This window comes from Acinetobacter pullicarnis (assembly GCF_006352475.1).
GTDB lineage: Bacteria > Pseudomonadota > Gammaproteobacteria > Pseudomonadales > Moraxellaceae > Acinetobacter > Acinetobacter pullicarnis.
The window spans coordinates 884309-896131 of sequence record NZ_VCMZ01000001.1; the positions used below are offsets into that span (position 1 = coordinate 884309).

The following is an 11823-nucleotide window of genomic DNA, read 5'->3' on the forward strand; positions in this document are numbered from 1 at the left end:
CCATTAATACGATATCGACCAAGTTGGTCAAATTTAACTTAAAATTAATAATTTTTAGTTTGTGGCAGCTTGCTCAGTCTTAGAAACCAAACGCAACACCTGTACCAATGGTCACATCACTGCTTTCAAAACCAACAGAGAACTTGGTTGAGACATTTTCATTGACGTTCCAGTTTGCACCAGCCGCAAATGCAGTTTTGTTTTTAAAGTTACCAACGCCCATACCAGCAGAGAACGTTTTACCCGGTACCGTTGGGATATTGGTCATTGCCGCAAGGCTTGCAATACCAGCACGGTATTCATCTTTTTGGTTACGTAAGTCATGACGAATATCTGCAACATCAGATTTTAAACCAATGATGTCAGTTTCATTTTGGCTGATACGACCTGCGTGTAGACCGAGCGTGGTGTCAGTTTGAGTTTTATAATCATTAAGATCATTTTGAGCAGTTACGGCTTTGTCATCTGCAACTTTCGCATTAATGATTGCTTGGTCTGCAGTGCCTTGAGCAGCTACGGCTTTATCATCCGCAGCTTTAGCATTATTTAAAGCTGTATTTGCAGTACCTTGAGCAGCTACGGCTTTATCATCCGCAGTTTTAGCATTATTTAAAGCTGTATTTGCAGTACCTTGAGCAGCAACGGCTTTGTCATCCGCAGCTTTCGCATTAATGATTGCTTGGTCTGCAGTACCTTGAGCAGCAACAGCTTTGTCATCCGCAGCTTTCGCATTATTTAAAGCTGTATTTGCAGTACCTTGAGCAGCTACGGCTTTGTCATCCGCAGCTTTCGCATTAATGATTGCTTGGTCTGCAGTATCTTGAGCAGCGTCCGCTTTAATATCTACCTTATTTAGCTGTTTACCATTGACTGCCTCAGTTGATATTGCTGATATTTCTCCGTCTTTTACACCGCTAAGCGTTAAACCTTCTTCAGTTGCGGCACCATTCTCATCGTACTTAACTAAGGTCACATTATTTGCACCAACGGTTAAAGAACTTGTTTTCTTGGTGCTGGTTCCATCGAGAGTAGTAATTGTGGTTTCTGTTCTACCTGAATTAAATGTTTCTGCAGCATTATTAATACCATTATTGATATTAGGGTGAGAGCCCCCATTTTTAATTATAAATTCTCCTTCTACACCACCATCATTATTAGGGTTGAAGGTGATACTTCCAAAATCATCACCAAGAACAACATCAGCAAAAGCAACCGGCATTGCAAAACCAACAACGATCATGCTAGCAACAATTTTATTTACGTTAAAAAGTTTCATTTTTTATTCCTAAGTATCACAAAATCTGAAAATTACGGTTTCATCTTTTGTTAAGTCTGATTTAAAAGAGAATCGACTAAAAATCACATAATTTACTTAAAGGGTGATTTAGTTTGCATTAGTGTTCTTTATGGACGCACTATAGGTTCTATTTTGTAATGATGCAATAGTATTTTTTATGATTGTTAAGATTTAGTTAATAGTTTTTGGTGCTTTATTATGCTAATCCAATGATATATTTTGATTATTTAATTATATTTTTATCATGAAAAATATTGTAATTGTTTTTTATAGGGGAGCTAAATCGAGCAGAAAGAGTGCTTATTGAAGACCTCAATAATTGCAAGATCCAATAAAGACAAGTGGCTTAAATTGCATGAATCATCTGATTTTCATTTGGATTATTTAAGGACGATTGCAGCCTTTGATGCGGACAGCATAAACACCATGAATATTTTTCCGATTCACTTGAAGTGTCATCAAAATCTGTTAGCGTAGTAGGCAGTTAATCAGTCAACTTTTAAGGACCTTCCTATGACTCGTGACTATGAACAATTTCCAGACGATGACAATGGCAACGTACTTTGGCAAATGTATGAAGATGGCGATGACTTGGGTGAACCACATCAAGTCGAATTTGCTATTGTTTTCAAAGACCAAGAAAAACTTGAACAGGCTGCATTACATCTTTTACGTCAAGAACAACAAGTGTCTTTCTTTAATGATGAAGACACGGCAGATGAAGAGTGGGTATTAACTGTTCATGTTGAGATGATTCCGGAATACGCGGATATCGTTGATTTAGAAGAATGGTTTAACGGGATTGCTGAACAATTTGACGGTGAATATGATGGCTGGGGCTGCATGGCCTATGTTTATGATGAAGACTTCGACGAAGATGATCTCGATGACGAACTTCCAGAAAGTGCTGAACGTACTGATTAATTAATTGTTTTTTAATTAAAGCCTTAATTAAGGCTTTTTTTTAACTGTATTTTTGGTGAAATGGCATATGCTTGATTGCAAGTAAAAGGGTTTATGTCTATTTTTTAGTCGGATTTTGAGCAATAGCTATGAATTTAAAATGTACCTGATTGAACATATTGAACAAGCCTTAGAACAACAAGAGCAATTGAAAGCACTTCTGCTCGCTGCCGATCCAGACTGGCAGCTTGTAAAAAAATATTTAGCGATCTCGCAGGTCTATGCCATAAAAAATAAAGGGCAGTGGATTGCAGAGATCTGTGTTGCGACTGTCACGGATCGGGCCGATGAAGCAGAGATTAAAAACTTAAGTGTTGATGTTGCTTATCAAGGCCAAGGTTTAGCGAAGATATTAATTCGACATGTGATTAAAGCTGCAGCAGCGCAAAATATCGTACGTTTATGGGTGAAAACAGGGAATTCAAGTCTGGATCAATTGGCGCTTTATCAAAAAATGGGCTTTCGTTTGAGTCACATCGAAAAAGATATTTTTCTTGATTATCCTGAAGCCATTTATGAAAATGGCATTCGCTGTCTTGATCAAGTGGTCTTGGTAAGGTCACTAATATCGGAAAATGTATAAGCAAAATACTGCGCTATATTGCTGTAATATATTGAAAAAAATATAAAAATTTGAAAATTTTTTTAATCTCGTCATAATGGAGCTTTTTAGGAAGACCGAAATGTCATTACCTAACTGCCCTAAATGCCAATCAGAATATACTTATGCCGATGCAGACTTATTGATTTGCCCAGAATGTGCGCATGAGTGGAAAGATGGCGACGAAGTTGAAGAAGTTGCTGCAATTCAAGATGCTTTTGGCACCTTGCTCGTTGATGGTGATGTGGTTACTGTGATTAAAGATCTTAAGATTAAAGGTTCTTCATCAGTGGTCAAAGTCGGCACCAAAGTTAAAAATATTCGTTTGCTACCCGATGCCAGTGATGGTCATAACATCGATTGTAAGATCGATGGAATTGGAGCAATGAAGCTAAAATCTGAGTTTGTAAAGAAAGCGTAATTGATTAATCAGCCTAAACAAGCGTTTAGGCTGAACTTTATTGATTAAATAAAATACAGTGCCTTAGCCTAAATATCTGACTTGGTTTGCAATGTACTGTTTAGTAAAATTAACTTAAATACCCTTTTTTAGCTATTTTATGATGTGTTTATCATCGGTTTTGAACTTTATTTAAGCTGAAGTATACAAACAATATAAATAAAAACAAAGAACTAATACTTGGGTTGGTGTTAAATTAATCACGTGAAACATGAGAGGATTAATAACATGCCAATCTGTGTTGAGGGTGATCATGTCCGTGCACAAGAAGTTATTCAGCAAGTTAAACTTTGGGATCAAGCCATTATTGAGAATTCAATTGATGATGTCATCCATAAATGTGCTGATCGAATCAGCTTATTTGATGTCAGTTCTCAACTTACGGGCATTGGGGTTTATCGCAAGGAGTGGGAAAAGTTTAGCCCTTATTTCCACGAAAATATGCAAATTACCCGTCGAGATATGACCGTCTATATTTCAGAAGATTTAGCCGTTTTACATTGCTATTCGAAAGTAGATCATGCTGAAACAACGACGAACCAGATGCCTTGGTGCCGAACCACGATGTGTCTGCAAAAACAAGCGGGTGATTGGTTGTTGGTTCATCAACATATTTCAATGCCTGTGAACGTGAACAGCGGTCAGGCAATTTTGATTAAAGATGTGCCTAAATTAAAGCTGGTGGTTTAAGCCGCTCGCATAAAACGAGTGTGCTTAGCCTTCCTCAGGCGTATGGCTAAGCAATTTTTCAATGATTGCATCAAGCTGCTTCAGTCTTTTGACTTCATTCCAAAGTAGATGAGCTTCGGGATAATGCTTTGACATCATACCAAGCCATTGTTTATAACGACCAAGCATACAAATATCGGTTTTACGCGGGCCATTAATAAAGCGAATTTGGAGCGCCAATAATGCATCCCAAGTCATTAATGGTAGGTCGTTATTTTTTCGGATACATAAACTTAAATCAGGTGTGGTGACTGCACCACGGCCCAGCATTAGATCTTCACAGCCTGATTCCAGTCGGCATTGTTTGGCATCGGCATTGTTCCAAATTTCGCCATTGGCAATCACATTGATTTTCAAGGCTTCGCGTATAGGACGCAACTGATCCCAAAAAGCAGGTGGCGTATAACCCTCTGCCTTGGTACGCGCATGCACAGTAAGCCAGTTCGCCCCCGCATCTTGAATGGCATGGGCATTTTCTAAGGTGAAATTGCGATCCATATAACCTAAGCGCATTTTGGCGGATACTGGAATATGCGCTGGTACTGCATCTCGAACTGCTTTGACCAACAGATGGACTACATCAGGTTCATCTAACAGTACTGAACCACCACGATGACGATTCACCGTTTTTGCAGGGCAGCCAAAATTTAAGTCGATGGCAGGTGCACCGAGTGCAACGGCTTTGACCGCATTGGCAGCCAACATCTCTGGATTATTTCCTAGAAATTGCACGTGTACAGGCGTACCTGCAGCAGTCTTGCCTTGGTTTTTAAGTTCTGGGCAGTAAGTGTGATAGATGTGATCGGGTAGCAGTGAATCGGTAACTCGAATGAACTCGGTGACGCACCAATCAAAATCGCCAACATGGGTGAGTACATCACGCATCACGGGGTCGGTCAAGCCTTCCATCGGGGCAAGGATCAGTTTCAAAATTACATCACCTGAGTAAACAAAAATAGCGTTATACGCACTTTAGTCAGCATTGTCTAGTTGCTGAGCCAGAAGAAACTTGCGTCAAGTCTTGACTAAACCAGTCATATAAAACGGAAGTGCTTAACGGCGTATGATCATCTCTAAAATGAATTTACTGCCAATAAAGCCCACCGCCAATAAGAAAAAGCCAATGATAGTAAAACGAATGGCTTTTTGCCCACGCCAACCAAACTTATAGCGACCAATCAGTAGTGCACCATAAATAAACCAAGACACAATACTAAAGGCGGTTTTATGCGCCAAATGCTGTGCAAAGAAGTTATCAATAGTGAGGAAACCAAAGCCCAGTGCAATGGTCAATAAGGTGAAGCCAGTAATCAGCATATCAAATAGCAGTGTTTCCATGGCTTGGAAAGACGGCAGTAGATTGACCCAAAAGCGGCGTTTCTGTTTGTTCTTGAGCTCTCGATCTTGAATCCAGAGAATCAGCGCTTGAATTGTCGCCATCAATAACACGGCATAGGCCGAGAGAGACAAGATAATATGAATGTCTAAGCTGGTTGAATGCAGTTCGCGCAGCTGACTGGATTGGCTAAAGGCAAAACCTAAAATTAGTCCCAATGCTGCAACAGGGATACCAATCAGATTTAAAGCCAATACAGGGCGATAACTACTAAACAATAAACTGAGCAATAACATTAACCCAGAAGTAAATGAAATCAAATTGAAGACATCAAAGTTGGCACCCATCGGGGTCAGCATATCGTTGCTTAACACGGCTGCGTGTAGAGCCAAACCTAAACCTGCGACAATCCCAATAAACCATTGGTTGACTAAACGTTTTGAGATTAAGTGCATAAACAGATACCAAAATACGGTGGTATATGAAATTAATGCTAAAATCGTGTAGGCCAAGGGGAGACTAATCATGTCAAACCTTTTTCTGGGTGTTTAAAATTCATGTGATGAGATATAAATTCCATGTGAACTAAAGTATCCTATAGCATCTTATGCAGAAATTTTCTATTTTAACTAAGAATATTTTGCAACTAGCCATTTTAAGCGGATTTTGTAATGTTTGATACCTTAACAGAACGCCTCACGCAGAGTTTAAGAAATGTTACTGGCTCAGGGCAACTCACCGAAGACAATATTAAAGATACGTTACGTGAAGTACGTATGGCTTTGCTTGAGGCCGATGTCGCCTTACCTGTAACTCGTGAGTTCATCGCGAAAGTTAAGGAAGAAGCATTAGGTCAAGAAGTGATGACCCAGCTTTCTCCTGGACAAGCTTTCGTCAAAATCGTCTATGACGAACTGACCAAGATGATGGGCGCTGCCAACGAAAGTCTCGACTTGGCTGCAAAACCTCCTGTCGTTGTATTGTTGGCTGGTCTGCAAGGCGCAGGTAAAACCACCACTGCAGCAAAACTTGCGCGTTATTTAAAAGAGCGTCAAAAGAAAAAAGTCATGACGGTTTCTGCGGACGTTTATCGCCCAGCAGCAATCAAACAGTTGGAAACAGTTTCTTTAGAAGTTGGCGCTGAGTTTGTTGCGTCGGATGCCTCTGAAAAGCCAATCGATATTGTTAATCGTGCGATTGAACAAGCCAAGATTAAATTTGCTGATGTCCTCATCATCGATACTGCAGGTCGTCTGCATATCGATGGCGATATGATGGATGAAATCAAAGAATTACATGCGGCAGTAAAACCAACCGAAACCTTGTTCGTGGTCGATGCCATGACGGGGCAAGATGCGGCAAATACAGCCAAAGCCTTTAATGATGCATTGCCTTTAACCGGTGTGATTCTGACCAAGACGGATGGTGATGCACGCGGTGGTGCGGCCTTATCAGTCCGTGCAATTACCGGCAAGCCCATTAAGTTCTTGGGGATGGGTGAAAAACTCGATGCGCTTGAACCATTCCATCCAGAGCGTGTGGCACAGCGTATTCTCGGAATGGGTGACGTCCTTTCTTTGGTCGAAGAAGTTGAACGTAAAATCGACAAAGAAAAAGCCGAAAAAATGGCGAAAAAACTGCAAAAAGGCGGCAGCTTCAATTTTGAAGATATGCTAATGCAGTTTGAGCAAATGAATAAGATGGGCGGCATGATGGGGTTCTTGGACAAATTACCTGGCATGAGCAATGCCGGTATTCAACAAGCACTTGAGCAAGCCAATCCAGAGAAACAAGTGAAAAAAATGGAATCGATTATTCAGTCGATGACCATTAAAGAACGCCGTAATCCAGACCTGATGAATCCAAGTCGTAAAAAACGGATTGCAGCGGGTTGTGGTATGGATGTGGTTGAAGTCAATAAGTTGATCAAACAACATGCGCAAATGGCAAAAATGATGAAGAAATTTGCTAATCCATCGGGTATGGCAAAAATGATGCGTTCATTTGGCGGTCTGCAAAAACAGTTGGGCGGTGGCGGTGGTGGCGGTATGGGACCGTTATTTGGCGGCAACGACAAAAAATAAGTCTATTCCAGTTCGCTGCAATTGGCAGGTACTGAAACACAAAAAAGATGCGTTAATCGCATCTTTTTTGTATTTAAAATAATTGCTTAAGTTTGCTCATGTTTTCGCTTTACTTTTGGGGATTGACTTGCTTTTCAAGGCCATACAAGGTCTGTATGCGTTGAGTCTGATCCGTAATCGCTTGACCTTGTTGATCCCAAATTTGACCCTTGGGATTAAATTCTTCATCGTCTACGCCGAAATGAATCTCTGCTAAGCCTGCATCTTCGGAGAAATAAGCAATAATCGGCTCTTGAATAATCCCAGCATGGAGTAATGCCAGTCAGTTAAGGTCTTTTGTGATTTAAAAGCACCCTCATCCCACTTGCGGAATATATTCCTCATCTCAACGGGCATAGGTATCTACACAAATATTTAAGAAATGTATTTAGTCGAAATATGTAATCTATTTGAGCTTAATACAAGGTATTTAAGTCCTGTTTAGATTTAGAATTTAGAGCTGAGTGCAAATTTCATTGAATTTCAGAAATCCCCAATCTCCCCTCTTACGCCATATATGGCTTATCTTTTCCAAAAAGGGGGACTTTTTGGGAATTCAAAGCCTAGTATATGCTACACAACGCTCCTTCCTTAGAAAAAGGAAGGTTGGGATGGATTACTTTGGATCGTAAACAGCATATCAAAAGATGTGTAGATAGCTTTGAGAAGGGGCTTTCAGATATAATTTCTCAATCAAAAATGGCAGTATTTGTCTTAATTGACTGGCATTTGACTGCAGCCAACCAAAGCCAGAGCAACTAAACCACTGCATAGTATTGAAATATTATTTTTGATCATCGGTTTATCTTCCATGTGCTGTGTTTATTCTGTAATAACATCCATTTAATTAAATACTGACACGGCAGTTTCGATCGCTGTGCAGGTCGTGTCAGATGATTGGATCAACTAGAGAGCGTGTTCTTGCAGCGACGTCCTACTTGATATTGTCAATATAGGTTTTTAGTCCCTTGAGCAATAAATCTTGTTCAATAATCGGTTGGTAGTTGACTAAGTGATTGGCAAATAATAGGGCATCGCCGCCTGTAAGAATGAGCTGACATGGATGTAATTGTAGGACTTTTTCAATGGTGCTGAGCAGACCTAAGAAAATACCATGATGGACGGCATCAATGGTATTGCGACCTGGACTCAGTTCATCAAAAGCCACATCAGGAATTTTAATGCCCTTGGTATTTTGAATCAGGGAGTCTCGCTGTAGATACAAATTTGGTAGAATATAGCCCCCCAAATGTTGTAAACCTTCCGTTAAATCAATGGTGAGTGCTGTTCCACAACTAACAATACAAAAGCTTTCAGTGGCATTGGCCATTGCCAGGACTTGTAACCAGCGATCAATTCCCAACAGCTCTGTTCGATCATAACCACACTGTAGACCTGCATATTCAGCATGTACTTTTGCAACATAAACGGGAATGCTGAGCAGTTCTAAAATTTGCTGAATACGTGCATTATTTTTGGGATCTTGCACCGAGGAGATACCGACATTGTCTAGATTTAAGCTTTTAAAATGTTGAATCAAGCCTAAAAGGAGATCAGCAGGGGATTGCAAGTGTAACTCTGCGGCATGTTCGATCACTTGTTCGTTGTCGGTAATCCAATATTTGAGTCGGGTGTTGCCAATATCGAGCCAAAGTTTTCTCATGAAGCATCCTTGCTTTGCGTTACGACTAAACGAAGCCTGCCTTGATAATACGGTGCAACGCCATCTTCAGTTTCAATATTGACTGCGCCATCATCTGCAATGCCTCTAAAAATCCCTTGAAGCGTTTGATGAATTTGTTCAAATTCAATATTTTGGTCAAGGAACGCCGCATGATGATTAAAGCGTGCTGCCAAATTGTAGCTGCCATGATCAAACCAGCGTCCTGCCTGTTGAATCGCCAAATACAATTGGCTGATCAATTCAATGCGGGAGGGTTCAACCAAGCCCAATTCAACCAAGGAGGTCGCTGGCTGGTCAATGATTTGCTGGGCATCCGCAGATGCGGGCATCAGATTAATACCGACTCCAATAATGGCGCGGTGCAAATCTAAAGGCTCAACCAAAATCCCGCCCCATTTACCTTGGAGACTATAGAGGTCATTCGGCCATTTGATCTGTAGCTTTGTGAGCCCCTTGAGTGCAGGCATTTGCAAGATATTTAAGGCAATTTCTAAAGCTAAACGGCCATCTAGGGCTATTCGTGTTTCCAGCATTGTGCTTAAATAAATGTTACCAACAGGTGAAACCCATTGCCTTTGGCGCTGACCTCGTCCCTGCGTCTGCATTTCACTGCATACTAGAATACCTTTCATACCCTTTTGTGCAATTTCTCGCACATCATCATTGGTTGAAGTCGTTGTTTGTTTAAGCAACAGCACTTCAGGAAGTTGCTGTGCATTTGTGAGGAGTTGTCGTAAAAGACGAGTCTCTAAATCCATGTTGAATCTGAGAAGAGTGGAAGAACATTTATGGAGTTAATCATATATCTGGCTATCGGTGCAATCGCTGGTTTTGCTGCGGGGCTGTTTGGCGTCGGTGGTGGGTTAATTATTATCCCCATTTTATATGTGGTGTTTAGTTCGATGCAGTATGATCCGTCCGTGATTATGCATTTGGCTTTGGGAACCTCATTGGCGACCATTATTGTGACTTCGATCAGTTCTGTTTCAGCGCATAACAAAAAAGGTGCTGTGCTTTGGCCTGTGGTTCGAAACTTAGCACCGGGCCTGATTCTTGGCGCTTTTGCAGGTGCATGGGTTGCAGGTTTACTCTCTGGTGCAAACTTGCAATTGGTGATTGGTGCTTTTGCTCTTTGGGTGGCCTATACCATGTTTAAAGGTGCCAAAGTACAGGTTGATGAAACCAAGCGGCTGCCTTCTACCGGTACTCAAGTACTGGCAGGTACAGGTATTGGGGTTGCCTCAGCGATTTTTGGAATTGGCGGTGGCAGTTTAACGGTGCCTTTTTTAAACAAATGCGGTGTGGTCATGCAAAAAGCAGTGGGAACCTCTGCTGCCTGTGGCTTTCCAATTGCAGTGGCGGGTGCCATTGGTTTCATGGTATTTGGTGCAAAAGCGGCAGTTGAAATTCCCAATGCGATTGGTTATATCCATATTTATGCTTTTCTGGGGATTAGCTTAATGAGCTTTTTTAGTGCCAAAGTCGGTGCCAAAGTTGCGCATGCTTTATCGCCCGCCATGTTAAAAAAATGCTTTTCTGGATTGTTGTGCGCTATTGGGTTGTATTTTGTGTATCAAGGGGTTTTGGCTTAGTTTCATATAGGGTGGTTCACTGAATCAGTCGGATTGACTAAGCTAAACGATCTAAACCGTCGCTATTGCCAGCATAGTCAATTTGATTGGTTCTACATCCACACAGTTTTGCTATACCCACGATTTCATTTAAAAAAATATTGAATTTTAAGCATATTGGCTTATGATCATTTAGATATTGTTAGACAATGATAATCACAACAATCATTTAAAAATTCATGGTTTAGAAAAGTAGCAAAAAGTTTTTTAAAAAATGTAAATAAACAAAGTAATACGGCTGCCATTACTGTTATGAAGTCGATATTTTAAAATGAATAATAAATTTAGGATACTTATGCAGCAGGAAGCGCTCGAAAGTTTATCTGAACAAATTGCTCAGCATATCTGTGAACAGATTATTCGCGGTGATTTGGTCGAAGGTGAACGCATACAAGAATTACGCCTTGCCAAAGCGCTATCGGTTAGCCGAGGTTCGGTACGTGAAGCATTGTTATTGTTAGAGCGAACGCATTTGATTCATATTTATCCACGTCGCGGTGCAATTGTGGCAGAAATGTCGGCACAACAAGTCCGGGCTTTATTTGAGGTGGGCAGTTTACTGCTTGGCTCTATGGTGCAACGAATAAGCGAGAGCTGGCGCAGTCATGAAGCAGAGGCATTGAGGCAGTTGCTCAGTCATTTAATTGAAGAAGTTAAACAAGGTCACACCGAAAAATTTTATGATGCAATCTTTCAATATTTGGCTTTACAGCATGATATGGTGGCCAATTTATATATGATGAAATTTTATAAAGAATTATTACCTTCCATTCGACGTAGCTACTTTTTAACCTTAAACACCTCGAAAATAGAGCTTCAAGAGTCACTTGCGCTATTTAAGTTGGTGATTGATGCTATTTTGAACCGAAAGTCGCAACAAGCTACTTTATTTATGGAAGATTTTTGTCGACACTTACGTAACCTCGTGTTGGAGTCTCTAACACGGATGAAACAAATCGAACTTGCTTGGGCGCGTAGATCGCGTCGGTAATTGGGACT

General features: G+C 40.7%; 12 protein-coding genes. 7 read left to right on the forward strand and 5 right to left on the reverse strand.

Going from position 1 to position 11823, the window contains the following annotated elements:
* Nucleotides 1-79: 79 nt before the first annotated feature.
* Nucleotides 80-1276: a YadA C-terminal domain-containing protein gene (locus FD716_RS03720; protein WP_139851017.1), complete on the reverse strand. Its 1197-nt coding sequence runs from the start codon at nucleotides 1274-1276 to the stop codon at nucleotides 80-82.
* A 534-nt stretch (nucleotides 1277-1810) separates the two neighbouring features.
* On the opposite strand from FD716_RS03720, the gene FD716_RS03725 reads away from it, so the two are divergent.
* The 4 genes from FD716_RS03725 to FD716_RS03740 all read left to right on the forward strand — a co-directional run bounded on the left by FD716_RS03725 (nucleotide 1811) and on the right by FD716_RS03740 (nucleotide 4011).
* Nucleotides 1811-2221: a ribonuclease E inhibitor RraB gene (locus FD716_RS03725; protein WP_139851018.1), complete on the forward strand. Its 411-nt coding sequence runs from the start codon at nucleotides 1811-1813 to the stop codon at nucleotides 2219-2221.
* A 115-nt stretch (nucleotides 2222-2336) separates the two neighbouring features.
* Nucleotides 2337-2843: a GNAT family N-acetyltransferase gene (locus FD716_RS03730; protein WP_323808187.1), complete on the forward strand. Its 507-nt coding sequence runs from the start codon at nucleotides 2337-2339 to the stop codon at nucleotides 2841-2843.
* A gap of 100 nt (nucleotides 2844-2943) precedes the next feature.
* Nucleotides 2944-3282 (forward strand): zinc ribbon domain-containing protein YjdM, encoded by a 339-nt coding sequence (locus tag FD716_RS03735; protein ID WP_139851020.1) that lies wholly within the window; start codon nucleotides 2944-2946, stop codon nucleotides 3280-3282.
* A 267-nt stretch (nucleotides 3283-3549) separates the two neighbouring features.
* Nucleotides 3550-4011, forward strand: a complete 462-nt coding sequence (locus FD716_RS03740; RefSeq protein ID WP_139851021.1) for a YybH family protein — start codon at nucleotides 3550-3552, stop codon at nucleotides 4009-4011.
* Between the two features lie 24 nt (nucleotides 4012-4035).
* Here FD716_RS03740 and FD716_RS03745 read toward each other — a convergent pair whose 3' ends face one another.
* On the reverse strand, nucleotides 4036-4980 hold the full coding sequence (locus tag FD716_RS03745) for a tRNA-dihydrouridine synthase (RefSeq protein ID WP_215895445.1): 945 nt from the start codon (nucleotides 4978-4980) through the stop codon (nucleotides 4036-4038).
* A 123-nt stretch (nucleotides 4981-5103) separates the two neighbouring features.
* Entirely contained in the window at nucleotides 5104-5913 is an 810-nt protein-coding gene (locus FD716_RS03750; protein ID WP_139851022.1) for a cytochrome C assembly family protein, read from the reverse strand.
* 144 nt (nucleotides 5914-6057) lie between these two features.
* Here FD716_RS03750 and ffh point away from each other — a divergent pair, with 144 nt between their 5' ends.
* Nucleotides 6058-7470 (forward strand): signal recognition particle protein, encoded by a 1413-nt coding sequence (gene ffh / locus FD716_RS03755; protein WP_139851023.1) that lies wholly within the window; start codon nucleotides 6058-6060, stop codon nucleotides 7468-7470.
* 973 nt (nucleotides 7471-8443) lie between these two features.
* On the opposite strand, the gene FD716_RS03760 is transcribed toward ffh, so the two are convergent.
* Nucleotides 8444-9172: a type III pantothenate kinase gene (locus tag FD716_RS03760; protein ID WP_139851024.1), complete on the reverse strand. Its 729-nt coding sequence runs from the start codon at nucleotides 9170-9172 to the stop codon at nucleotides 8444-8446.
* Entirely contained in the window at nucleotides 9169-9951 is a 783-nt protein-coding gene (locus FD716_RS03765) for a biotin--[acetyl-CoA-carboxylase] ligase (protein WP_139851025.1), read from the reverse strand. The genes FD716_RS03760 and FD716_RS03765 overlap by 4 nt, the downstream gene beginning before the upstream one ends.
* A gap of 30 nt (nucleotides 9952-9981) precedes the next feature.
* Between FD716_RS03765 and FD716_RS03770 the strand changes: the two genes are divergently transcribed.
* Nucleotides 9982-10785, forward strand: coding sequence for a sulfite exporter TauE/SafE family protein (locus tag FD716_RS03770; protein WP_139851026.1), 804 nt, complete (start codon nucleotides 9982-9984; stop codon nucleotides 10783-10785).
* Nucleotides 10786-11119: 334 nt separating this feature from the next.
* The gene (locus tag FD716_RS03775) at nucleotides 11120-11815 is read left to right on the forward strand and encodes a GntR family transcriptional regulator (RefSeq protein WP_139851027.1); all 696 of its coding nucleotides are present in this window, start codon (nucleotides 11120-11122) and stop codon (nucleotides 11813-11815) included.
* The last annotated feature ends 8 nt before the right edge of the window (nucleotides 11816-11823 follow it).

Bases quoted from the DNA above. Each gene is read 5' to 3' on its own strand.
- FD716_RS03720 (WP_139851017.1), bottom strand. From the start codon at position 1,276: ATGAAACTTTTTAACGTAAATAAAATTGTTGCTAGCATGATCGTTGTT.
- FD716_RS03725 (WP_139851018.1), top strand. From the start codon at position 1,811: ATGACTCGTGACTATGAACAATTTCCAGACGATGACAATGGCAACGTA.
- FD716_RS03735 (WP_139851020.1), top strand. From the start codon at position 2,944: ATGTCATTACCTAACTGCCCTAAATGCCAATCAGAATATACTTATGCC.
- FD716_RS03740 (WP_139851021.1), top strand. From the start codon at position 3,550: ATGCCAATCTGTGTTGAGGGTGATCATGTCCGTGCACAAGAAGTTATT.
- FD716_RS03750 (WP_139851022.1), bottom strand. From the start codon at position 5,913: ATGATTAGTCTCCCCTTGGCCTACACGATTTTAGCATTAATTTCATAT.
- ffh (WP_139851023.1), top strand. From the start codon at position 6,058: ATGTTTGATACCTTAACAGAACGCCTCACGCAGAGTTTAAGAAATGTT.
- FD716_RS03760 (WP_139851024.1), bottom strand. From the start codon at position 9,172: ATGAGAAAACTTTGGCTCGATATTGGCAACACCCGACTCAAATATTGG.
- FD716_RS03765 (WP_139851025.1), bottom strand. From the start codon at position 9,951: ATGGATTTAGAGACTCGTCTTTTACGACAACTCCTCACAAATGCACAG.
- FD716_RS03770 (WP_139851026.1), top strand. From the start codon at position 9,982: ATGGAGTTAATCATATATCTGGCTATCGGTGCAATCGCTGGTTTTGCT.
- FD716_RS03775 (WP_139851027.1), top strand. From the start codon at position 11,120: ATGCAGCAGGAAGCGCTCGAAAGTTTATCTGAACAAATTGCTCAGCAT.